Annotated in this window: 20 protein-coding genes; 9 read left to right on the top strand and 11 right to left on the bottom strand. The window is 44.7% G+C overall.

Going from position 1 to position 23,551, the window contains the following annotated elements:
* Positions 1-75: 75 nt before the first annotated feature.
* Positions 76-210 carry a hypothetical protein gene (locus OQJ86_RS20595; protein WP_009706678.1) on the bottom strand — a complete coding sequence of 45 codons (135 nt, stop codon included), beginning with the start codon at positions 208-210 and terminating at the stop codon, positions 76-78.
* Positions 211-418: 208 nt separating this feature from the next.
* On the opposite strand from OQJ86_RS20595, the gene OQJ86_RS20600 reads away from it, so the two are divergent.
* Both OQJ86_RS20600 and OQJ86_RS20605 read left to right on the top strand, forming a co-directional pair.
* Positions 419-1,006: a mechanosensitive ion channel family protein gene (locus tag OQJ86_RS20600; RefSeq protein WP_038871578.1), complete on the top strand. Its 588-nt coding sequence runs from the start codon at positions 419-421 to the stop codon at positions 1,004-1,006.
* Positions 1,007-1,139: 133 nt separating this feature from the next.
* On the top strand, positions 1,140-1,724 hold the full coding sequence (locus OQJ86_RS20605) for a flavodoxin family protein (RefSeq protein WP_265989867.1): 585 nt from the start codon (positions 1,140-1,142) through the stop codon (positions 1,722-1,724).
* Between the two features lie 62 nt (positions 1,725-1,786).
* Here OQJ86_RS20605 and OQJ86_RS20610 read toward each other — a convergent pair whose 3' ends face one another.
* Positions 1,787-3,412, bottom strand: a complete 1,626-nt coding sequence (locus tag OQJ86_RS20610) for an ABC transporter substrate-binding protein (protein ID WP_186175620.1) — start codon at positions 3,410-3,412, stop codon at positions 1,787-1,789.
* A 171-nt stretch (positions 3,413-3,583) separates the two neighbouring features.
* Between OQJ86_RS20610 and mpaA the strand changes: the two genes are divergently transcribed.
* Positions 3,584-4,294, top strand: coding sequence for a murein tripeptide amidase MpaA (mpaA, locus tag OQJ86_RS20615; RefSeq protein WP_045461454.1), 711 nt, complete (start codon positions 3,584-3,586; stop codon positions 4,292-4,294).
* Between the two features lie 20 nt (positions 4,295-4,314).
* Here the strand turns inward: mpaA and OQJ86_RS20620 are convergent, their stop codons facing one another.
* On the bottom strand, positions 4,315-5,166 hold the full coding sequence (locus OQJ86_RS20620) for an SIS domain-containing protein (protein ID WP_265989872.1): 852 nt from the start codon (positions 5,164-5,166) through the stop codon (positions 4,315-4,317).
* A gap of 243 nt (positions 5,167-5,409) precedes the next feature.
* Between OQJ86_RS20620 and murQ the strand changes: the two genes are divergently transcribed.
* From murQ to OQJ86_RS20640, 4 genes are all read left to right on the top strand, one after another.
* Complete coding sequence (gene murQ, locus OQJ86_RS20625) at positions 5,410-6,312, top strand: N-acetylmuramic acid 6-phosphate etherase (RefSeq protein WP_039973895.1); 903 nt, start codon at positions 5,410-5,412, stop codon at positions 6,310-6,312.
* Between the two features lie 28 nt (positions 6,313-6,340).
* Complete coding sequence (murP, locus tag OQJ86_RS20630; protein ID WP_265989874.1) at positions 6,341-7,795, top strand: PTS N-acetylmuramic acid transporter subunit IIBC; 1,455 nt, start codon at positions 6,341-6,343, stop codon at positions 7,793-7,795.
* Between the two features lie 152 nt (positions 7,796-7,947).
* Positions 7,948-9,006 carry a porin gene (locus OQJ86_RS20635; protein ID WP_038871589.1) on the top strand — a complete coding sequence of 353 codons (1,059 nt, stop codon included), beginning with the start codon at positions 7,948-7,950 and terminating at the stop codon, positions 9,004-9,006.
* Positions 9,007-9,230: 224 nt separating this feature from the next.
* The gene (locus tag OQJ86_RS20640) at positions 9,231-9,479 is read left to right on the top strand and encodes a hypothetical protein (RefSeq protein ID WP_045422991.1); all 249 of its coding nucleotides are present in this window, start codon (positions 9,231-9,233) and stop codon (positions 9,477-9,479) included.
* Here OQJ86_RS20640 and OQJ86_RS20645 read toward each other — a convergent pair.
* Positions 9,476-10,378: a LysR family transcriptional regulator gene (locus OQJ86_RS20645; protein WP_265989878.1), complete on the bottom strand. Its 903-nt coding sequence runs from the start codon at positions 10,376-10,378 to the stop codon at positions 9,476-9,478. The two genes, OQJ86_RS20640 and OQJ86_RS20645, sit on opposite strands and share 4 nt — an antisense overlap.
* Positions 10,379-10,470: 92 nt before the next feature.
* On the opposite strand from OQJ86_RS20645, the gene OQJ86_RS20650 reads away from it, so the two are divergent.
* Complete coding sequence (locus tag OQJ86_RS20650; protein ID WP_265989880.1) at positions 10,471-11,124, top strand: CatB-related O-acetyltransferase; 654 nt, start codon at positions 10,471-10,473, stop codon at positions 11,122-11,124.
* Positions 11,125-11,189: 65 nt separating this feature from the next.
* On the opposite strand, the gene OQJ86_RS20655 is transcribed toward OQJ86_RS20650, so the two are convergent.
* The 4 genes from OQJ86_RS20655 to OQJ86_RS20670 form a co-directional block, all read right to left on the bottom strand.
* Positions 11,190-12,869: a DUF342 domain-containing protein gene (locus tag OQJ86_RS20655; RefSeq protein WP_265989882.1), complete on the bottom strand. Its 1,680-nt coding sequence runs from the start codon at positions 12,867-12,869 to the stop codon at positions 11,190-11,192.
* 447 nt (positions 12,870-13,316) lie between these two features.
* Positions 13,317-15,335, bottom strand: coding sequence for a GNAT family N-acetyltransferase (locus OQJ86_RS20660; RefSeq protein WP_265989937.1), 2,019 nt, complete (start codon positions 15,333-15,335; stop codon positions 13,317-13,319).
* 115 nt (positions 15,336-15,450) lie between these two features.
* A complete protein-coding gene (locus OQJ86_RS20665) occupies positions 15,451-16,425 on the bottom strand; it encodes a ParB/RepB/Spo0J family partition protein (protein WP_012130357.1) in 975 nt (324 codons plus the stop codon).
* Between the two features lie 7 nt (positions 16,426-16,432).
* Positions 16,433-17,650: an AAA family ATPase gene (locus OQJ86_RS20670; RefSeq protein WP_038871606.1), complete on the bottom strand. Its 1,218-nt coding sequence runs from the start codon at positions 17,648-17,650 to the stop codon at positions 16,433-16,435.
* Positions 17,651-18,893: 1,243 nt separating this feature from the next.
* Here OQJ86_RS20670 and OQJ86_RS20675 point away from each other — a divergent pair.
* The gene (locus OQJ86_RS20675; RefSeq protein WP_038871608.1) at positions 18,894-20,864 is read left to right on the top strand and encodes a replication initiator protein RctB domain-containing protein; all 1,971 of its coding nucleotides are present in this window, start codon (positions 18,894-18,896) and stop codon (positions 20,862-20,864) included.
* A gap of 310 nt (positions 20,865-21,174) precedes the next feature.
* On the opposite strand, the gene OQJ86_RS20680 is transcribed toward OQJ86_RS20675, so the two are convergent.
* Genes OQJ86_RS20680 through OQJ86_RS20690 form a run of 3 tightly spaced genes read right to left on the bottom strand, consistent with a single transcriptional unit; the run spans position 21,175 to position 23,425 of the window.
* Complete coding sequence (locus OQJ86_RS20680; RefSeq protein WP_042600295.1) at positions 21,175-21,642, bottom strand: hypothetical protein; 468 nt, start codon at positions 21,640-21,642, stop codon at positions 21,175-21,177.
* Entirely contained in the window at positions 21,642-22,574 is a 933-nt protein-coding gene (locus tag OQJ86_RS20685; protein WP_265989888.1) for an ABC transporter ATP-binding protein, read from the bottom strand. The genes OQJ86_RS20680 and OQJ86_RS20685 overlap by 1 nt, the downstream gene beginning before the upstream one ends.
* A complete protein-coding gene (locus OQJ86_RS20690; protein WP_038869895.1) occupies positions 22,571-23,425 on the bottom strand; it encodes an ABC transporter ATP-binding protein in 855 nt (284 codons plus the stop codon). The genes OQJ86_RS20685 and OQJ86_RS20690 overlap by 4 nt, the downstream gene beginning before the upstream one ends.
* Positions 23,426-23,551: the final 126 nt, after the last annotated feature.

Consider the following 23,551-nt stretch of genomic DNA (forward strand, 5'->3'; position numbering starts at 1 on the left):
GGACTCCGAATACATTAGCGCAAACCAACTCCGTTATTACTTAATTGTAGTTGCAATAACGGGGCGGACCATACATTATTTATTGATAGTCAGTAATCCAAAGTATCCAAACTCTTCGAGAAATATCCAAAGCAGCACAAAGCCAACAATAACCACTAATCCCATGATTGCCCTTTCATCTTCTTCCATCGCATCCCTACCATTTTCCATAACGATCGTAAGCTCCGTTTCTAGATTAGCAGCAGCCAACACACCAGATATCAGAGTTCGTCTCTTCTCAATTCGGAACTGAGATATAGCTCAAAATTTGTTCAAAACAAATCTCATGCGGAAACGAAATTTATAATTACTTGAGAGACAAAATCGGCTATAACACGCGCCTTCTTAATATTCTCGAGTTGAAGAAATGAATCATTGGATGCATCTAGAGCAAATCAGCCAGTATTTCACGGCTGGCTCTATTGGCTATAAAGTGTTGATGGGCGTCATCATTCTGATTGCTTATCGTGTACTGAAGAAAATCGCTAACCGTGCCATTCTGAATTTAGCAGAATCCAAAGGGGTTAAAAAAGCACGCCTGAGCTTTATACAGCGTTGCTTCAACGTCGCTTTTTTGTTCGTGTTTGTGTCGATTTTCGCGATCGTTACTGGTATTGGCTATGGCGATGTGTCGCTGTTCCTATCATCGATTTTCGCAGTATTAGGTGTGGCTTTCATCGCGCAATGGTCGATTCTTAGTAACATTACAGCAAGCTTTCTGATTTTCTTTGTCTTCCCATACCGTGTCGGTGACCGAATTAAAGTGGTAGATAAAGACGAAGACATCAGTGGTGAGATTCAGGAAATTCGTATGTTCCATGTGTTGATCAAGCACGACAACGGCAACCTAATCACTTACCCGAACAACTTGATGCTTCAAAAAGCGGTCTTAAAACTGGCAAAAGAAAAAGCCAAGCCAGAGGAGCCAAAAACCACCTCACGCATTTATACCCGCAGAAAGAAATAATCCACTAAAAAGCCGATGTAGATACATCGGCTTTTTGTTTGTGCTCATTTCAAACCATCTCTTGACCTCAACTACGCTTTAGGTTTTAGCCTTATTTGCACGATTCAACATCAACAATGAAAAAGGAACTATTGTGTCCAAAATTGCGATTATTTATTTCTCTAAAACCGACGTTACTGGTCAGCTAGCTCGCGCGATTGCCGCAGGCGTTGAACAACAAAGCCTTCGGCAGCAAGGTGAATATGAAATCCTCTCTCACCGTATTGATGGCAGTGAGATTATTGAGGGACGCTTTGTAAACCCTCACCTAATGGATGAACTTGCTGAGTGCGATGCGATTATCTTTGGCTCACCGACCTATATGGGCGGCGTAGCGGCGCAGTTTAAAGCATTTGCAGATGCAAGCAGTGAATCTTGGTATTACCAAAAATGGGCGGGCAAAATCGCGGCTGGCTTTACTAGTGGTGGGGCAATGAATGGCGATCAGTCAATGACGTTGCAGTATCTACAAACACTCACTAACCAGCACGGCATGATATGGGTCGGATTAGATAAGATCAGCAATTCTGGCGAGCTAAATCTGAATCGCTACGGCGTGCAAAGTGGCATTGTTGCACAAGGTGGTGAAGACGGCCAGTTGCATGCCTCAGACGTTGCAACAGCGGAGTATCTTGGCAGACGAGTCGCCGCGCTCGTGAATAAGCTCTCCACTCGCTAGCAATAAAAAGAAGCCCCGTAAGATACGTCTTCGGGGCTTCGTATTCATCGCTTGTTTGAGCGCTACTTCTTGATATAGAGGTCTTTCGAGTAAATACGACCCTCTACGTTGTTTTTGGCAAAGCCGCCAACCGTAGGGCGAACCAAACGCGCTTGCATGTAGTAGTAAATCGGTGCGATTGGCATATCCGCCGCCAACAATTGCTCGGCTTGATCATAAAAACCTTGGCGCGCTTTCTCATCGGTTGCCGCCAATGCACCGTTCATCGCATTGTCGTAGGCTTCACTGCTGTAACGAGCAAAGTTACCTGACGAACCAGAACGTAACAGACTCAAGAAGGTTGACGCTTCGTTGTAATCGCCACACCAAGAGGCACGCATGACATCGAAATCACCTTGTCTGCGCGAAACGAGATAAGATTTCCATTCTTGGTTTTCTAACTCGACCTTCGCACCTAAGTTCTTCTTCAACATGGAGGCAATGGCCACAGCAATGGCTTTGTTCGATTCACTTGTGTTGTACAGCAATTTGAAATCTAAAGATTTGCCGTCACCGTAGCCTGCTTCTTTAAGCAGTTCACGCGCCTTTTCATCACGCTGTTTTTGCGTCCATGTGCTGTATTCTGGCTGAGTCGCATCAAAGCCAGCCGTGTACTGGTGTGCAAACGTATAAGCAGGCAGATTACCCACTTGTGTGACACCATTCGTGATCACATCACGCATCATCGAATAAGACACAGCTTTACGAACTCGCTCATCATCGAACGGAGGACGTGTTGTGTTAAACGCGTAGTAGTAAGTACAGAGTAGCGGAACCGCGGTATACGCTTGCTCGTAATCTTTCTTCAGCTTTTGCGCCATATGGGTTGGTACATCTGAGGTGATGTCCACTTCGCCCACCGCATAACGATTGATCGATGCATTTTGGTTCTCAAACGGAATGTATGTCACCTCTGTGAGATGAGTATCCGCACTATCCCAGTAGTTTGGGTTCTTTTTCAGTTCAATGCGTTCATTCACCACCCATTTATCCAAAACAAATGCACCGTTGCCAACAAACTGCTGTGGGTCACTCCACGGCTTTTCGCTGTTCTCAACCGTTGCTTTGTGTACCGGCATCATCGAAGTGTGGCCTGTCATTGCGACAAAGTACGGCACCTTGCTATCAAGTTCGAAGCGTAGAGTATGTTTATCGACGGCGGTGATACCAAGATCATCCAGTGGCTTTTTACCTTCTGCTACGTCGGCGATGTTTTTGATCTTAGTAAGTTTTAGATACCAAACATTGGGAGAAGCCGTTTTCGGGTCCACTGCACGACGCAGTGAATAGACAAAATCATCCGCTGTCACAGGATCGCCGTTCGACCATTTTGCGTCTTTACGCAGCTGGAACACAAAGGTTTGGTTGTCTTCGGTTTGCCAAGATTCCGCAACACCAGGAACGATATTGCCATCGCGGTCTTGAATCACTAAACCCTCAAACAAATCACGAATTACGTGCATCTCTGGTAAGCCTTCGGCTTTTGCAGGGTCTAGCGTCGCCGCTTCTGCATCGTTTGCTCGTACTAAGTGTTGTTCTGGTGCAAGTTGCACACCATCAGGTAAAGAATCAGCTAGAGCTGAAGCGGATAAAAATGGGGTCAATAGAGAGGATATTAGTAAGGCTGTTGAGTGTTTTTTAAATTCCATATCGATTTTTGTTCTCCTAACACGTCTTTTGAAGCAAGTACCACAAATCATCATACAAGCATTGACGAACTTTAAGTGTTCAGTTTATATCCGAGTAATATCAAAATGCTAAGTTCAACTGCTGTAACATGAGTTATATATAGATACTACTGGAACAATCAGGAGATTACGGTGAGTCTAATTCCAAGAACGGAAAGAGCGGCATTTTTAATTACGCCAACATCATATGGAAGATCGGTACTGGGCGCGCCGTTGTTGTACTTCCCAGCACAAGTAGAAAATGACTCGCGAGGCCTTATTCTCGCTGGTACACACGGTGATGAGACAGCCTCAATAGCCGGATTGTCGTGCGCGTTAAGAAGCTTGCCAACGGAGTGTCTGAAGCACGATGTAATTTTATCGATGAACCCAGACGCAAACCAACTGGGTACGCGAGCCAACGCCAATCAAGTCGATCTAAACCGTGCGTTTCCTACGCAGAATTGGACAGAGCACGGCACAGTCTATCGCTGGAGCTCGCATACACCTGTTCGAGACGTGAAAGTAAAAACAGGCAGCAAAGAACAGCTAGAGCCAGAAGTTGAAGCACTAATTAGTTTGATTGAACTGCGCAGACCAAAATTTGTGGTCTCGTTTCATGAACCATTAGCGTTTGTCGACGACCCCGCTCATTCTGATTTGGCCAAATGGCTCGGCAAGCAATTCAATCTACCCATCGTTGACGATGTTGATTACGAAACGCCAGGGTCTTTCGGAACTTGGTGTAATGAACGCCAGTTGCCTTGTATTACGGTGGAATTGCCCCCGATCTCGGCGGATCTCACGATCGAAAAGCATCTCGATGCGTTTATTGCTTTGTTGCAGCAAGATCCAGATCTTTAATTTCTAGCTATACGAAGCGATCAAGTAAGGATCTGCTTGATATCGGTACTGATGTCACTGATCAACTGACGTGCGCTTTCGTCTCTTTGTTGTACCAAAATAATAAACAACAGATCCGTAATCACGTTTTGTGCTGTGCGCGAAGCAATGGAAGAGCTGCGATGCTCTGTTTCATTGGCGATGGTATCAAACGTGATATCGGCAATGTCTCTCAAGCGGCTTCTCCCCGGAGCTGACAAAGCAATCACCTTTGCTCCCTGCTCTTTCGCTGCTTCCGCAGCCACTAGAATCTCTTTTCGTTCTCCTGAAAAAGAAATCGCGATCTGCACATCCTCTGAAGAAAGTGTACGCGCAACTGCAATTTGTACGTGACTGTCTTGTTCTGATAGCGCGGTAATCCCAAGCTTAAGCAGCTTAAAACTCAAATCTTTTGCCGTAAGCGCAGAACCGCCAATGCCCACCACTTGCACACGGCGCGCTTCACTTAACCACTTCACCGCTTGATGAAATGCCTCATAAGAGAGTGCATTGGTCGTTTGAAACATAGCGTCGGTTTTCGCTTTAACCAGTTTTTGCGAAATAACCGCAATCGGGTCATCCGCCAAAATATCACTGTGGAGTGGCGTAGATTGCATCGCTTGTTTGCGGCCAATATCTTCGTTCAACGCCAGTTTGAACTCGCTATAGCCTTTATAGCCAATCCTCTGGGTGAATTTAACAATGCTCGACTGGCTCACTTGCACTTGTTCAGCAAGCTCTTGACTGGTCAATTGCGCGGCTTTTTCTGCATTTTCGACAATCCAATCGCCAACCAGACGACCACTGTGAGAGAGCTGAGTACGTCTTGCGACGATTTTATTGATAACGGACACGACAAAATTCCAAAAACTTTAAATAAATTATTCCAAAACAGAAATAATCGCACTTTTCTTTAACTGACTGATTAACTTAACAACCCTTATATCTACGTAAGATATTGCGTCAGTATTTCCAGCCATTATTCCAAACTTTCACTGAACAAAGAATAACCTCAAGTGTGATTTTTATCACCTAAATTGAATATTTTATTCCATAGAATCGCCCTCAGATTGAACATTTACAAGAGTACACAGAACATGAAAATTGATTTAAGCCGATTGGTGACAGAAAGCCGCAATCCAGCGAGCGCAGAGATCGATACGCTTTCTACCATCGAGATGCTGCAAGTCATCAACCAAGAGGATCAGAAAGTCGCTATAGCAGTACAAGCAGTGTTGCCACAAATCGCGCAAACCGTCGATGCCATTACTGCAGCGTTCGCCAATGGTGGCCGTCTGATTTACATGGGCGCAGGTACATCTGGCCGCCTTGGTATTCTTGATGCGAGTGAATGTCCTCCAACCTATGGCACACACCCAGATATGGTTATCGGTTTAATTGCTGGTGGACATCAAGCGATTTTGAAAGCGGTAGAAAACGCAGAAGACAACGCTCAAATGGGCCAAGACGATTTAAAGACGCTGAATCTGACTCAGTATGATGTTGTGGTTGGCATCGCCGCCAGCGGCCGTACGCCTTATGTTTTAGGTGGTTTGGATTACGCAAAATCTGTCGGTGCTACAACAGCATCAATCGCTTGTAACCCAGCATGCGCAATGGCAGAAGCTGCAGACATCGCGATTCTTCCGGTAGTGGGCGCAGAAGTAGTCACCGGCTCTTCACGCATGAAAGCGGGCACAGCACAAAAATTGGTGCTGAACATGCTGACTTCTGGCGCAATGATTCGCAGCGGTAAAGTGTTTGGCAATTTAATGGTGGATGTAGAAGCCACCAACGCCAAGCTGATTCAGCGTCAAACCAACATCGTAGTTGAAGCAACCGGTGCACCAAAAGAAGAAGCAGAAAAAGCCCTTGAAGCGTGTGAACGTCACTGCAAGACCGCAATTTTAATGATTCTGGCTGATTTGGATGCAGAGCAAGCTAAATCTCGCCTCGCCGAGCACAACGGTTTTATTCGTGCAGCACTAAATAATAACTAAATAGCCCTAGTCCTGAAGGATAGTCCCTATGGCCAAAATTACCTCTAACACAGTATCGCAATTGCTCGCCGCAGTGGGTGGCAGTAACAACGTAAGTAAATGCGGTAACTGTATGACGCGTTTGCGTTTATCTCTCGCGAATAACAGCTTGGCGAACCAATCCGTCATTAAACAAATTCCCGGCGTAATGGGTGTGGTAGAAAGCGACGAGCAATTCCAGATCATTCTTGGTCCCGGTAAAGCTCAGCAAGCCGCCGATATGATGAATAAGTTGATCGACAGCTTAATCTCTGGTGACAGCGAAGAGCCTGACGCACCACAACAGGATCTTTCTGCTGTCGCTGCAGAGCAGAAAAAACAGATGAAGAGTAAGCAAACCAGTGCGGTTCAGCGTTTTCTGAGTAAGTTTGCCACCATATTTACACCACTGATTCCCGGCTTTATTGCTGCGGGTTTGCTGCTCGGCTTTGCCACGTTATTGGAACAAATCTTCGTGCTCGACCAAACGCCAAGCCAGTTTATGTTGGATTTGATTGCCTACATGAAGGTCTTTGGCAAAGGTCTGTTCGCTTTCTTAAGTATTTTGATTGGCTATAACGCACAGCAAGCGTTTGGTGGCTCCGGCGTCAATGGTGCCATACTCGCCTCCCTATTTGTTTTGGGTTACAACCCCGATGCAACCTCAGGTATTTACGCCGGAATGAACGAGTTCTTTGGCTTTGCGATTGATCCTCGGGGCAACATTATTGGCGTGTTGATGGCAGCGATCGTTGGTGCTCAGGTCGAGAAAAAAGTGCGTCAGTATATGCCTGACGATCTGGACATGATCTTAACTTCTGTTGTCACTCTTTTGATCATGGGCGCGGTCACCTTCTTGATCATCATGCCAATCGGTGGTGAGCTATTCAAGGGCATGTCTTGGTTGTTCCTAAACTTGAATGACAACCCATTAGGCGCAGCGATTCTGGCAGGTTTATTCTTGATTTCCGTGGTATTTGGTATCCACCAAGGCTTTGTGCCGGTGTACTTTGCTCTGATGGAAGCACAAGGTTTTAACTCGCTGTTTCCTATCCTAGCAATGGCGGGTGGCGGTCAAGTGGGTGCATCTATGGCGCTGTACTTCAAAGCTAAAAAAGACGCGCTGCTACGCACACAAGTAAAAGGCGCCATCATTCCAGGTCTACTTGGCATCGGTGAGCCACTGATTTACGGCGTGACGCTACCGCGTGTTAAACCGTTCGTAACCGCTTGTATTGGTGGTGCTGCAGGTGGTTTCTTTATCGGCTTAGTCTCTTACCTTGGTTTACCTGTTGGCCTTAATACCGTATTCGGTCCATCAGGTATCGTTGCGATTCCTCTGATGACATCAGACAGTGGCATCTTTGCTGGCATGATGGTGTTCATCGTTGGACTGCTTATCTCTTACATTGTCGGCTTCCTAGCCACCTATTTCTTTGGCTGCAAAGACGTTGATTTAAGCTAAATCATTCTAACCCCTATAAGAATGAACTAGCTCGCGTCCTTGAGCTTTCAAGGGCGCACCCTCTCTCTACTTCTCACGATATTGATTTTATTCCGTTATTCGGAAGGGGCTTTGTCGTGCTTAAAAACAATAGAAACGAAAAGGTCGTTCACATGAAAAAGCACATTTTAACTCTACTTCTCCCTACTTTAATGGCATCGAACGCAGCGATGGCCGCTCAACTTTATCAAGCAGAAGACGGTTCAGTTTTAAACCTTTACTCACGCCTTGGCTTCAACGTCACCAATAAGAATGACGAGCATGGCGACACAAACGGCGAGTTTGATGGTCGTATTGGTTTAAATGGCTCACAAACCATCAACGAACATGCTTCTGTGATTGGCCAAGCGCAATACCAAGTAGGCGCAGCAGAATACGCCAACCAAGTGAACGACAAGCCTTCTCTGACAGCGCGTTACGTTTGGGCCGGTATTGATGCGCAAGATTACGGTCGAATCACAGGTGGCCGTGTTGCATCAGGATTGATCATGTTCACCGACATTGGTGATGTGTTCGCGTCATCAGACGTTTCTATGGCGCGCCAAGCAAATAAAGTGGATAAAACCGCGACACAAGTTTTCCGTCAAGACGGTACGCTGCAATACCAGAACCGTATTGGCAACTTTGATGCATCTGTGGCTTACATCCTAGGTAACAACACGTCTGAACTCGATTACGGCTACAACGCCGCATTACGTTACACCCTTGAAATGGGCGATTTGGGTACATTAGCCCCAGTAGTCGCAATGCAAAAAAGTAAAGGCGATGCACGTGAAAACAACAATACCGATTACACCTTTTGGGGTGCGGGTACGCGTTACTACTTGGGTGATTTGATGTTAGGTGCGCTTTACTCAGAAGATGAGCTAGAAGGTTACTTCTCTGAAACCAGTACCGATAAAGTCGTGGAGCTGACCGCAGTTTACAGTGTAAATGACAAATGGGCGTTACGTGCAGGTTACCGCTCTCTGGAAAACAGCGATGGTGACGAGCTTGAACTGAAAGACACAACCGTTGAAGTGCAATACAAACTGACCCCTCGCTCTTCTATCTACACCAGTTACGTTGACCGTAATGGCTCGCGCGGTTACGACAACGCACAAGAAGTCTCGTTTGGTGGTGCACATGCAGATGAAAGCTACTACCACTTCGGGCTACGTTACGAGCTGTAAATGTCCATACACTCGTTTTAGTTAGCTAAGATTTCCTCCTCGATATTTTTCCTGCCTTTAAAATCTCGAGGAGTGAAATCTGCCTTCTTTTCAATGACTAGCCACATTATGAATTCCCAAATAGGCATTGGTGACAATTATCATTACATGCATGTTTACTTTTTCATCATTAAGCAAAGTACTCTCTCGTCAATTAATAAACGCTTAATCAATATGAGAGCCTTATGCCTGTAAAATTCTGCTCACACTGCAACAAACCTACTGAACACAAACGCGTGATGAAACACATCAACACTCAACCAGAAAACATCAACGGCAAAACAGCCCGTTTAATGGTGTTGGTATCACGCTGTTTTACCGGTAACCACTATCACGAATTAACGCCTCAATTCTACTGCCGCACTTGTAATCAACACTTTCAAGGCACAGCAGAAATTAAAGACCTGCACGCTCAAGACAACCTATCAGTTTAAAATGATTGCTGTTTGAAATACTCAATAAACGCCTGCGTTCGCTTTGGTAAATGCTCACGTTTAGGATAAAGAATATAGAGCGGTAGGATCGCATCCGTTTGCCATTCAGGGAGTAACGGAACGAGTTGCGATCGCTCTTCACCGCTGAGTTTCTCCAATGCGAATTCATCCAACATGGCAACGCCGCATCCCGCAAGAGTGGCTTCAAGCATGGATTGAACCAAATTAAAGCTGAGTACACTTTGCAAAGCCACTGAAACTTTTTGTTTGGTTTCCATATGATGGAAGTGCCACGTATCGAGGTTTAACACTTCATTGCGATACACAATATGGTCAAGCTGATAAAGATCTTCCGGCGTAGTTATGCTTGGTTTATTAGACAAGTACGCTTTGTGTGCGAACGGTTTACAGTGTAAAGAGCGCAGATGGTGGCCAATATAGCCCTCGGGTGGATTGTTCGTGAAGAAAAACGCCACATCAAAGCCAGACTCAATAAGATCCAAAGGCGTTTCTGAAAAGATCACTTCGAACGTCACTTCCGGATATAACCGGCGAAACTCGATCAATGCTCGGTTCAATAACGCCGCGCCAAATGATGCCGACGCCGCGACGCGCAAATGCCCAGCGACTCGGTCACTTTCCATCACTTGTTCATTAATCTGCTCCGCCCCTTCCATCAAGCCTTTTACTTGCTGATAGAAGCGCAATCCATCGTAAGTAAGATTAAATTGTCTTGTTGTACGTTGAATCAACTGTACTGAAAGAATCTCTTCCAACTGCCTTAGCTGACGGCTCGCGTGCGCGTTTGAACAACGCAGTTTTTTCGCCGCACCAGCAATACTCTTCTCTTCACATAGAGCAATGTACATCGGCACGTAGCTTAGCCACTTTATTTCCATAGAGTAATTATGAATCTCTAAAAACAATCTACTGGAAATAATAGAAAGACTCTACACTGCTTACAACTTAAAATTTGAACGGAGAATCACGAATGAACGCATTCGATACTTGGCTAAAAGGGCAAGTAATCACAGACCATGTCACTAACACAAATATTGAGGTGGGAGACTACAGTTACTACTCGGGCTTTTATCATGGCAAAACCTTTGAAGATCAAGCCGTTCGTTATTTAATGGGCGACAGCGTTACCCAACAAGAGTGGCAAGATGGTGCTTATGGAAAAGTGGACAAACTGATCATTGGCAAGTTCTGTTCAATCGCTTCAGGCGCGACCTTTATGATGGCTGGCAATCAAGGCCATCGGGTAGATTGGATTTCTACCTTTCCATTTTCTCCTGAAGAGTTTGGAGAAGATGTACAAAGCGGATTTGAACGCGCAGGTGATACTGTTGTGGGTAATGATGTGTGGATTGGCAGCGAAGCGATGATCATGCCGGGCGTGAAGATTGGAGATGGTGCAGTGATTGGGGCGCGCTCAGTCATCACTAAAGATGTCCCGCCCTACTCGATTGTTGTTGGTCACAATCATATTGTTCGCCAACGCTTTGACGACGAATGTGTCGCTATGTTGTCAGAAATCAAATGGTGGGATTGGCCCATTAACCATATTAAACAAGCAATGAAGATCATGTGCAGCAGTGATGTACGTGCGCTTGGTGCTTACTACCAAGAACACATCGCCTGATGTTTAAAAACAAAAGCTCGTGTACCTCTCAATACACGGGCTTTTTCATTCTTCCGATGAAAGAGTTAAATCGCGACGACGTCTTCTTCCTCTAAATTTGCCGCCACTTTGATTTCGTATTGGTTAAAGCTAAACACACAACCACCATGAGTACGTTTGGTAGTCACCTGTTCGTCTCCAAATTGCACTGTAACGCGCGTAAACACGCGATCTTTGGCTTCGACGATATTCTCTTCCAGCGAGACTTCAAACTCCTGCTCAGTGTGTTCTAGCTTCTGTTTAACTTCTTCAAGGCGAGCATTGTTTTGCGCTTTCATTACTTCGATTTGAGCTTGCTCTTCATCGGTACGCTCTGCTTTAGGACGCTTCTTAAATTCAAGTTCCTTACGAATCACATCCATCGTGCCTTCTTGGGCGGATTTGTATTCTTCTTTTAAGTTGGCGATACGCTCTTTGAATACAGCGTAACAGGCAAAAGCCTCGACTTTCGTTGCGGTATCGCCTTCTACACCAAGCTGAGAGCAAAGTACCTTACTTCCTACTTTGGCATCACCACCGCTTAAAGTGCCGTTTTTACCGCTGGCATCAAGTACCGTCAGGTTGCGTCCACACACAATGTCGTTATTCATACTATGCACAGCCAGCTCTATGTCTTCGCCAGACTGCAATTCACAATACTGGGCGTAACTAGCACGAATCGATGTTTTGGTTCGAACGTGGCAGCTTTTCGGCTGACCATCACTCACTGTGTGGCCAATAATGCCTTTCGCGACTTGGATGTCGCCTTCAGCTTGCACGTCCGCGGATTCAATAAACCCACCAACGGTAATAGAGCCTGTCGCTTTGACGATCATGCCAGATTCAATGTTGCCGCCGATGATGACATTGCCTTTAAACTTAACGTGCCCTGTGTTCACACCCACACTGTTTAAACACAGAGCGCTATCAACTTCGATGGTTTTATCTTTGATGAGAGGCGTACCAGATACAGAAGCAATCAGAAGATTAGGATCGGCTTTGCTAATTTCTGTCCCCTTACCCGGTTTAATAGGACTGTCTTTACCGGCTTGAGGAGGAATCACTCGCCCTTGGACAGTAAAACCCGGAACGCCCTTGGTAGCAGGTGTTCGACGCATGACCTCATCACCCACGTCCACGGCAATGGTTTCACCTAAGTTTCGTAAATCAATTTTGTCGCTAGTGGTTTGGCCTTCTTTTGGTTTGAGGATACGTTTGGTGATGTCTTTAACGAGAGGCGTAAAGATGGCGTCTTTACCTTTGACTGGTTGTTTACCAACGGCGACCGGTTGAGTGAAGGTTTCTCCGGGTTTGAGTTGATTGCTGACGACCATTACTTTTTTAAGCGCCAACTTATTAATGCCTTTCGATACTCTCGCATGAGCAAGTGCTTGAACGATTTCAGGGCCACGCAAACCACGGCCACCATAAGCACCTACAATCTTCATGCTCGCGAGCATGTCGTTGTTCGACAGTTCAACTTCTACCAGAGCATTCTTAATCTGCGCAACGACAATACCTTCGTATGCTTCTGCTTTACGCTCACGAGCACAGTTAATGAATCGAACCACTTCAGCGTCATCAACGAACGCCTGACTGGCATTCATTGCTTGAAGCTGTTCAGGTAACTCCTTCTGATTTAGCTCACCTCCGAGTTCAATATCTCCCGATAGGCGAGCTAAAATCCTCGTTTTGTCTTCCGACCATTCAAGGCATATCTTCCACATAACCAATCCATCTACTACCCATCACCCAATTCAGTCTAACCAAATTCATTTTCTGAACAAACCTCTCACTTCTCAGAATCAGGCTCACATCACTAAAGGAAGCCCCGCTTTTTCAGAGGTTGAGGCAGACAGGCACAGAATTTCTAAATCACGTTAGGATTCATTTTTGGGCGGAACTGTCCCTTCATAACCAAAGCATCACGATCTTTATTTGAATATATGGGAAAGCCTCCTTAATGAACAATCTAACTTTATTAACAATTTATTATTTAGCTCATGTCACAGATAGCTCATTGCACACAACTTGTGTTTACAGTGTAAATCGAGATTGGCTTTACATCCCAACCGAAAACCGTGGTTAAGGTGGCAAACAAAAAAGGAGAGGATTTACAGTGTAAACCCTCTCCTCCCGTTAACCACTTTTACAGTGTAAATTACTTGCTCCGTTTACACTGTAAATTTAGCAATCAAAACTTGTAGCTCTTTTCTTATCTGCGCTTCAACTTGCTTACGTCCCGGCAAGCCATATTGCTTAGCGCACGCACTCCACTCTTTGTTTAAGAATAATTTACTGATCATCAAGTCAGACACATCAGCCAAACCACATTGCAGTAACCATTGCTGAATCCAAACAGAGACCGATTCAAAGTTGTTCCCACCTTGAGCATAACACTCGATTAAAGTGCGCTTCGTTAAATGGGACTGACAAGTAGATACCGAGGCTGGCAATAGCGCACGAAGCAAACTTGGCTCTAACTTAGGATAAGTAGACGCCGCACTCAGTGGCAACAGTTCTTCGAATAGCGATTTGGCTTCGTTTATCCAAGCTTGTTGTGAGCCACACTGACGAACCATCAACAATGAGTAACATCCACTTGCCGCATCTCGCATACTTCCAAGACGAATGGATTCAAAACCAGATTGGTTCCAAAACGTAATCAGTTCTTCTGTTGCACCAAAGCTGGTGGACAAATAAGAGATATGAGGCGGCGTAGTTTGTTCCAACTGCTTTAACATTTGTTGGCCAATACCCTGCCCTTGCAAATCTGGATGAACCGCAATTCGCATGACTCGCAAAGTAGAAAGCGCACCCACATCAGCGTAACCAAGTTGATTGATAATAGTCACTGGCGTCAGGTGCCCTTTCGGACGACGTTTCCCAAGCTGAATATCTTTAACGAGGTTCGATTCGAGGTTGCCCTCCTCCACCGTTAACATCACCCCAACGACTTCATTGTTATTCTGGGCTACGTAGATCTGGCAATGTTCATCTTGCAGAAGATGCAACAAATCATTTGGCGACGTTTGATAATGCGCATTCACGAGTAACGCGAAGCACGTTTTCAATACGGAAGGATTAGAAATCAACGCTGACTTACGGAGGTTGATTAATGAAATATCGCCAAGCTCGGCAGGTTGACTCGGAGTGAGTTCTGCATCCAGTAAAAATGCTTGGTACAACCAAGATTCCAAGTTGTCATTTACTGCCCATCGAATAGGTTGTTGAAGATGACAAAGCTTCATTCCAGGTCTTTGCTTTTGTAGCCAATCGACAAACTTAAGCGTGAAGCCACGGCCACAACCTTCATAACCATGAATGGTGGTTGAGAACACGAGACGATGATATTGCTCAGTAATCTGCTTAAGCATAGGAACCGGAATCGCAGCAGCTTCATCAACCAACAACAAATCACACTCAGGTAAAGTAGAGAGTAATTCATCCGGTGCTATAAACTGAATATAACCCTTCCCAACTTCCAATCGGTCTTTCTTAACTCGTTGCGCGGTTGATAGCATTCTCAGCGCATGCAGATAAACAGGTTCAACCGCTTTGATGCTTGGCGCAGTGACGAGAATTCGTAATGACTTTTGCGATAGAAGCTGCGCGCATGCAATGCCTAACGCACTGGTTTTTCCTCGACCACGATCGGCGGTTAATACTAAAGGACGTTTACGATGCCCTGTCACCACTTTTTCGATAAAAGAAACCGCTTCAGTTTGCTCACTATACTGATGCGCTTTTTCCGCTTGGATGAAATCTGGCAATGGCGGTAATGGCAAATTCTCCTCAATCACGGTGAGTTGTTGCCATTGCATTTGCATCCACAGTTCGGGTTCATCCGCGTCTTGGTTTTTATTGGCAACCACAATCAATAGTCCACCGCCAACGAGCGCACCAAGAGCCGAAGTAAAACTGTTGGCATCAAGTTCTTTTCTCGCGTCAAACAGCAGAACGTCACACTCACGGCCGAGCAACATATTGCCTTGTTTTGCATTTACGCAGTGGGTGTTTTCTAGTTGCCACTCACCTACGCAGAACCAAGTTTGATTTTGTTGCTTCTGATGAAATTCGGCAATCAAGGCATTTTGCCAATCGGCATCACCATAAATCACCACGCCATTGCGTTGAAAGGCTTTGTAAGTTTGGAACTGGAGCTGAGAAAGGAATTCAGATTGTGCGAGCATTACGTGTATCCAAGCATTGAACTGACGCCATGTTATCACATCTGGATTCATGGAGACTTCGTCAAATTGCAGACATAAAAAAACCGCCCGAAGGCGGTTTCAAACAAGAAGAGTTTTACTTCATTTTGCTCTCAACGAAAGCCAGAATTTCTTCCATCAAGCTGTCGTCAACTTTCTTCAAGTTAAGAGCAAGGTTGTTACCTTTACGGCTGTAGCTTGCGCGACCTTTAACTAGATCGACTTTTTCAGCTTTCTTAGCCGGCTTCGCTGGCGCTAATTCTGCAATCCAGCTTTCGATGCTTTCTGTGACTTCTTTAGTAAGACGAGCCACACCTTGAGCGGTACTGCGCTGCCACAAATAACCTTCCGACGTGCGACACTTATCCAACAAGTTTTGTTGTTGTTCACCGTTCAATGTCGAGAACTGCTTATGCAGCTTAACAATTGTTGGACGACCTAAATCACCAACATTCGGATAAGCTTGCAGAAGTTCAAGCGGAAGTGCCGCAGCTTTTAATGCACCACTCACCAAGGCTTCACTGCACTGGAACATTTTTGCTAGTGCTTTTTGGTCTTCAGCTTCGCCACTTTCAAGCTTCGCCTGCATCTCTTTACCTTTTTCGTATAGAGACAGTGGCTTGTGCGCGTTTGCAACATCAGAGAGGAATTTCGCGTGGTCTGTGTTGATGCCGTCACCAACGTAAACTAAGAAATCCTGCCCTGCTAAGATACAAGACATACGACGGCGGCTACCGTCTAATACTTCAATCTTGCCATCTTCAGTGCGACGACCAACCGCTGGATACTGTTGACCACGTTCTTTCAACGTCACCAACACATCCGATAAAGCGTGTTCGTTTAGGAAAGATTGCTCACGAGCGTTCTCTGCAAATACGCTAGTGTCAGTCGCCACTTTATCCGCAGGAATGCGCACCAATTCAAACTGAACGGTGTTCTCGCCTGCTACAGCAAGTTCGATAGTTTGTGCTTTGTCTTTTGCCGCCGTTTGCGCTTCTTGAGGTGTCGCAACACGACGCTTATTGGTTTTACCAAATAATTTCGCGTTTAATTCAGACGTTTTCAATGCCATTTATTCATTACCCCTGATTCAATGACGGCCAGTTAGAGTGCAGTACGCGCTCTAGTTCTAGTGCACTCTTATGTACCGCATCTTGTGCAGTAGCGAGCGTTTTCTTACCACCTTCGAAGTCGCCTACGGTCAAATCAAACACTGTGCTGTAGGTGTCAGCACACGTTTCGAATGCACGACTACGAGGAATAGTGGCCATCATAACTTGGTCACCTAGAAGATAGTTCATTTCAGTTAGAACAGAAACTTGCTTCTTGTTGTCGTCTTCGAACATGGTTGGCATCAGACGAACAAACTCAAGACCGTTCCAATCTTCTGGGAACATCTCATAAACCGTTGGAAGGTGTTGGAAGAAGTTTACTGTTGAAGCCCAGTCAAGACGCTTCGCTGCACAAGGAATCAATAGCGCATTTGATGCGTACATTGCGTTCCATACTAGCGGGTCAACGTGTGGACCAGTATCAATCATAATCACGTCGAAGTCATTCGCAATCTTGTCAATCAACTGCTCTTTCAACAGACGAACGATGTCTAGCGATGGGTCTTCAGAGAGTGTTTGCCATGCTTCTGCGTTGAACATTGCGTCTTCTGGGAAAGCAGAAATCGACTTCAAGTTCGGGTATTGCGTCGGTAGCAGTACGTTCTTATGTAGGAATTCTCGATCGATTTCCACACCATCTGGCACGTTACCAAGCATGATATCAACCGCAGAGTAAATGTTGTCATGTTCTGCCACACTGATTTGTGGATTTAAGAACAAACGTAATGAACCTTGAGGGTCAAGGTCAATCAAACAAATGCGGTAACGATTATCTAAGTTTAGTGCTAGGCATGCAGCCAAATGAACCGCAGTCATTGATTTACCCGTACCACCCTTTTGGTTCTGTACGTTGATAATCCACGGTTTATTTTCTGAATTCTTTTTACGCTCATGGAATTTTGGCACTTCTGCCGCGTCCATTAGCATGTGCGCTTCATCTAAAGTGATTGAATAATGGTTAGCATTATTCTTAGTAAATTGATGGCCGTCTGCCTCCATTTTACCAATAGCTTCATCCAGCTTACGACGAGTTAAACCAGAGCGGGTTTCCATCATCGCTTTAGACATTGGTGGGAAGTAATTGTCACTTCGCTCTTCCAAAACAATCTCAATACGGTCAGCTTGAACCTGCTGCGTCAGTTCCGCTAACTCCTGGAGATTTTCAATCGTTTTTTCTCTTTTCATGCCAAATTCCGTTGGAAGGATATCTGATTTTAATTGTACAGCACTAGCATTCTAAAACAACAAAAAGGTGAACAAACATTTTGAATAACCATCACATAAAAAAACACTCACAAACGCCACTTTTATGATTCTCCCATGAAAACATCACAAAATTTAATCAAATACTTGCCAATAAAGAGATTCAAACTCGATGAAATTAAAAATGTTACATCGTCACGTATTTACAATGTAAATCTAGCATTTATCTCGGAACGATTATAAAACAGCCCTAAATTACGGGCACTGTGAGATCAATCAGGTATTGGAGTGTTTATGTGGCTTTAAGTCAAAAGAGTTCTTCCCAACTAACCCTTGATCATGCGTCCAGTGCTATTTTTGTAGGGAATGAGGTTTCTATTGGAAGAATGATCAAGGACTGTACATGATCATTCTTCCGAGGTAAGCATCAAAACTGAAAGCATGATCAAGGAAACCATGCTTCTATTTACATATCGGGTTAATTTTTCAATCAGATCAATTTATCGGAAAAATGATCAAGAACGTTTTTAACACGGAAGCATGTATTTTTCCCTCTAATTTACGGAAGAATGTAGATAGACTGGGGGATAGAGAGAAAACCAGAGCGTAAAAGCCGGAACGATGAATTAAAGCATCATGTAAAATGTAGACAAGACAATCATGATCATGCTTCCGTTGATTTCATCTTAAGCCCTGTTAAGTAGCGAGATTCAACCAAAATGGTGGAGTTTTCATCAATTGAATAATTTCCGCGCGATATTGAGAGCAGAACGATGAAAATCTTCTCTCTTGATCATCGATCCGACGTTAATATGAAGACAAGTAAGCAATAACACACGATGAGTTTTCCAAGTGAAGCCCTAGCTTCTGTGGATAAGTTGTATAAACATCATGATCATCGTTTCAGCCCTATTTTGATCATCTTTTCATAAACTTAATGATCATGCTTACGGAGAGTTGTGATCATGCTTTCTGACTTTCGATGATCATACTTTCGATAGTTACATGATCATAGTTCCGAAATGGCGATTGAAAATATCTAAGTTAAACAGCCACTTACGACGCTAAAAATGTCCAGATCATTAGATCATATAATCAATTAAGATCAGATTAATCAAAAAGATCAGTTATTTAAAAAACAAAGATTTTTTCTTTATTTATGATCTGTTTTTCTTTATTCTTCGGAACCATAGCGAAACTACGGCTAATGTGATCTGGATCTAAAATGACGGCTGATGAAAAAATTCTGATTAAAGCGCCAAGAAGCCATAAGGATGGGCACCTTTTTGAGGTACACGAATCTTCTGCAGATTGGGTAGAACAATACCAACATTTCAAAGGGGTAACCAAAAGCATCTTAGAACTGCTTAATCTTATTTCACTGCGTGGATTCAGCAGCAAAGATGGATTAGTTTCAACAACAGAAATTGTTGGTGCTACCGACGGTCAACTTACGCGTGCTGCATTACAGCAACGTTTACGAGCAGCGGTGAATATTGGTTTATTTACGCAAACACCAGTCCGTTTTGAAGAAGGCCTTGCTGGTAAAACCATGCTGCATAAGTTCGTAAACCCGAACCAATTAATTTCGGCATTGGGAGCCACCAGCCTGGTGACAGAAAAGGTTCGTCAAAGCGAGAAGCAAAAGCGTTCCAAAGCGTTAGCACAAACACAAGTGAACAAACGCTTGCTCAATGAGCACGGTCTTAACACACCTCCAATGATGAAAGATGAAGCGGATCAATTCATCGTATCACCGACCAATTGGGCAGGGATCATTGACCAAGCCCTCGCACCACCTCGTACTCGTAAGAGTTATCAGAAATCGATGGTATCGATCTCTGGCACCAAAGCCGTGATTGAAACGCGATCTTCTAAAAACATCATGACCGTTGATGATCTGATGACCTTGTTTGCGTTGTTTACGCTTACAGTTCAATACCATGATCATCACAAAGATCAGTACCACATGGATGCAGCGCATGTCCCTAACAAGACGCCGTTGTACATTACCGATATTCTGTCTTTGCGTGGCAAAAAAGACAGTGGGCCTGCTCGAGATTCTATTCGTGACAGTATTGATCGTATTGAATTTACCGATTTCCAGTTGCATGAACTGACTGGCCGTTGGCTGAGTGAGAACATGCCTGAAGGGTTTAAGAGTGATCGTTTCCGGTTTATCGCTCGAACCATTACTGCCTCGGAAGAAGCGCCGACAGAAGGTCTGGATGGTGAGATTCGAATCAAACCTAATCTTTACATCTTGGTTTGGGAGCCTTCGTTCTACGAAGAATTGCTCACTCGTGATTACTTCTTCCTATTCCCGCCAGAAATTCTGAAGCAGCATACGCTGGTATTCCAGATGTACTCATTCTTCCGTAGTCGCCTAGTACGCAAGCATACTGATTGCATGCTGTTGAGCGAGTTAAACCAGAAATTGGCACGTAATATCGAATGGCGCCGATTCTCAATGGATTTGATCCGCGAGTTGAAGCGTTTGTCAGACGGCAAGGGGACGGAAGATCTTTTTGTTGTCAATCTTTGGGGCTATCACCTAACGATCGAAACGATGATCGAGAACGGTAAGGTGATGGATTACCAAATCGACATCAAATGTGATGTCGAAGAGGTCTTACGTTACTCACGAGCACGTACAACCAACGCTGGTAAGCGCAATATGGCGCCTACACTGCCAAATCCACTTCGCAATGAGATGGTGACAAGGCAGCAGCTAGACGAGCTCTCAGGCATCATAGACGGCGAATTCGAGCCTATTCAGCGTAAAGCACCGTCCCCTCGTGGCAATTTAGGCCGCCGAGTTAAGCAGAAAAAGCACTTGGTTGAGATCAATGCTGACGAGATCACCATTACTCTATCCAAATATACCTCTCCAGAGGCTCTAGAACGCAGTGTAACGGCTTTGTCAGCTATGACAGGGCATTCGTATGCCTCAATCAAAGAAGAGTGTTCTGACTTCATTGAGAAGCTTGATTTCTTGAGAGTAGGGGATGCTCCTCTGCCATACGAGACACTGAGTAAGACGGTGGAGCTGTTCAACAGCCAAAATGATATAAAGCATTTGACCATTGAACGTTTGATTGCGGGCTTGGCCGTTCGTCGGAAGGTATGTCGTCAGATTTTTGATGGGCACATGGACGAGATGGTATTCAGAGCACTTGATGAAATGGCCATTTAACATGTGTTGGGTCGATGATTTTTAAGTAATAAGCATGACCAATTGATTCAGAATGTAACAATGAATTGCACTGATGGAAATCAGACTTAACTCTTACAAATCACTGACATTGATGATCGGATGGCGGACTAAGATTTATCCCGAATAGACAACCTTTTGTCCTTTCTGATGATTAATAGATTGGCTCATATTGTTACATTCATTCTGAATAGACTTCGCGAGTTTCTCCTCAAGAAACTCGCTTTTTTTTATCTAAAATTCCGCTCAAAACCTAATTTATAGTCATCAACACCTTGATCATTCTTCCGAATTAATGACGTAAGCCTTGATCATGCTTCCTTGATTCATTCCAATTCAACGATCGCATCAACGCTACATGCGACTCTATCAAGCAATTCGCTTGTTGTTGCCATTCGCTTTGATCTTGTTGCTGATTGCAAAATTCCAACGCTAATACCGTTAAATGTTGTAAGCGTTTTAAGCTCCAATCTTTAATCAGAATGTCTGTCATTGGTTGACATGCAGCTTGTTCGAGCTTGGCACTCGTGTATTGCAAGGTCTGATAGGCTTTTTGATGGTTTTGATACCTGGCATATTGAAATACTCTTAAGCAGCCATCGAGCCAACAAGCGATCGCTTTGCTCTGCTCGTCAGTCAATTCAGGACCAAACACTGATTCCGGTGCCTGATACAGGATCGCTTCCAATCTTTCAACTTGATCATGCTTCCGGTTTTCGTACCAATCCGAAATAAGATCTTGCCAAGTATTCAAGTCCATTAAGCTGCCTTAGTCCATTGTTTTACAAAGTGGTTTGGTCCAATTTGATCAAAGTCTTCTACCACAATACTGCTGCGGTTTCGGATCTCATCTGCATTTACTGAATAGTTTGGTTCACTTTCCACGAGATTGCCAAATGGCAGATCAGGATCTGGTACCGCAGAGATCAATAACTTAGTGTATGGATGCTGCGGATTTTTCAAGATCGCTTGCGTGTCACCCCACTCAACAATCTGGCCCTTATACATCACGGCGGTTTCTTCGGCGATGTAATGAGCGGTTGCCAGATCGTGGGTGATGTACAAGAAACCGATGCCCAAGTCTTGTTTCATTCGCTGCATCAGGTTTAACACGCCCAGACGAATTGAAACGTCCAACATTGATGTTGGTTCATCGGCAAGAATGATTTGGGAGCCTACTGCAAATGCGCGAGCCAAGTTAACGCGCTGACGTTGTCCACCACTCAGTTCATGTGGGAACTTATTTAATGTTTCTTCTGGTAGCTCCACTAGATCCAAGAGTTCGAGTAGTTTGCCCGGGATCTCTTTATCGTTTTTAACTTGCTTATGAATCTTAAGTGGGCGAGTCAGGTGATGACGAATCGTGTGGGTTGGGTTCAAAGAGCCAAATGGGTCCTGGAACACCATTTGTACCTTGCTGCGATAGTCCTGAATTTCTGCGCGAGCGGTAATATCGTTGATGTTTTTTCCATTAAAAAGGATTTCACCATCGCTGGCCGGATACACCTTGGTAATTAATCGCGCACAGGTGCTTTTACCGCAACCTGATTCGCCAACCAGCGCGAGAGTTTTGCCTGCATAAAGGTCAAAGCTCACGCCTTGAAGCGCACGGAAGGTTTCTTCTTTCGCGAAACCACCACCGACTTTAAATTCTTTGATCACGTTTTTCATTTGGATGATTGGTTCGCTCATGATAACGCTCCTTCAGTGGCTGACTCTTTATGCACGTCGTGGATATTCGGGAATGAAGCCCATAGTTTTTGAGTGTAAGAATGCTGAGGGTTATTGCGAATTTCGTATGAACTGTTTACTTCGACAATCTTACCGTGACGCATGATGGCTATGCGATCGCACAACTGGCTCATGAGTGCCAAATCGTGAGTGATAAACAGCACAGAGAAACCGAACTCATCACGCAGTTGATAGATTTGCTGTAAGATTTCACGCTGTACCACGACATCAAGCGCTGTGGTTGGCTCATCCATGATGATCATCTTTGGGTTGAGAGAAAGGGCGATGGCAATCACCAAACGTTGGCGCATGCCCCCGGAGAACTGGTGTGGGTACTCGCCAAGTCGATCGCGGGGAATGTTGACCAAGTCGAGCAACTTTTCTGCGCGGTCCTTGGCTTGTTCATTGGTCATACCTTTGTGATGGCGCAGTACGTCGGCAAATTGCTCCTGAATGGTTAATACTGGATTGAGGGAGTTCATGGCACTTTGGAACACCATCGCAATCTCGCTCCAACGCAGTGTGTTTAACTCACTGTCGGATAGACTCAGAATATCTTTGCCTTCAAATAGAATTTGGCCTCCTGAGATAAACGCTGGCGGCTTGTGTAAACGGTTGATAGAGAAAGCAATGGTACTTTTACCACAGCCAGACTCTCCAGCGAGGCCAAATATCTCGCCTTTGCCAATATCGAAGCTTACCGATTTCACTGCGTTAAAGTCGCCGTGATCGGTGATGTAGTCCACACATAAGTCTCTGATCTGGATGACCGGATCAGAGTGGTATGCCTGAATCAGGTTTATGTCACTCATAAAAACACCTTACCAATACAAAAGATAATTATTATCATTATCAGGTGTGTGAGTTTTACGAAAGACAGAACCGTCTAATAAGTGAAGTGACTCGAAAGTTGAGTGTAATAAAAAGAATTTTTTCCG

The sequence above is a fragment of the Vibrio sp. Sgm 5 genome (assembly GCF_026241575.1).
In the GTDB taxonomy this organism is placed as follows: Bacteria; Pseudomonadota; Gammaproteobacteria; order Enterobacterales; family Vibrionaceae; genus Vibrio; species Vibrio jasicida.